The organism is Novosphingobium percolationis (genome assembly GCF_020179425.1).
Taxonomy (GTDB): Bacteria; Pseudomonadota; Alphaproteobacteria; order Sphingomonadales; family Sphingomonadaceae; genus Novosphingobium; species Novosphingobium percolationis.
Genome location: NZ_JAILYM010000032.1, coordinates 1 through 284, shown reverse-complemented (window position 1 = coordinate 284; position 284 = coordinate 1). Strand labels below are relative to the sequence as shown.

Here is a 284-nt window from a genome sequence, read left to right as displayed (position 1 = left end):
CACCAGCCGGTTGGCGAATTTCGCCTCGGCATAGGTTGCGCCGCCCGCCACGCGGAAATTGCGCGCCGGGGTCACCGACCATTCCAGTTCGACACCCTGGCTGATCAGGCCCGGCCCGACATCCCCCGCCGCGCAGGTCCGCGCCGCGCTCAGCGCACTGTCGCAGCCATTGATATTCTGGACGACGAAGCTGGTGCCGTTGAAGGTGTTGAGCTGGAAATTCTTGAACTCCTGCCGGAAGCCGGCCAGGTTCACGCTCCATTTGGGCGCGCTATATTTGAGGC

The 284-nt window shown here is 64.1% G+C and carries 1 protein-coding gene; it reads right to left on the bottom strand.

What is annotated here, in order from left to right; translation table 11 throughout:
- Positions 1-284, bottom strand: a 284-nt coding sequence (locus tag K3A84_RS20280; RefSeq protein WP_225011281.1) for a TonB-dependent receptor domain-containing protein, incomplete at both ends; no start/stop codon positions are given.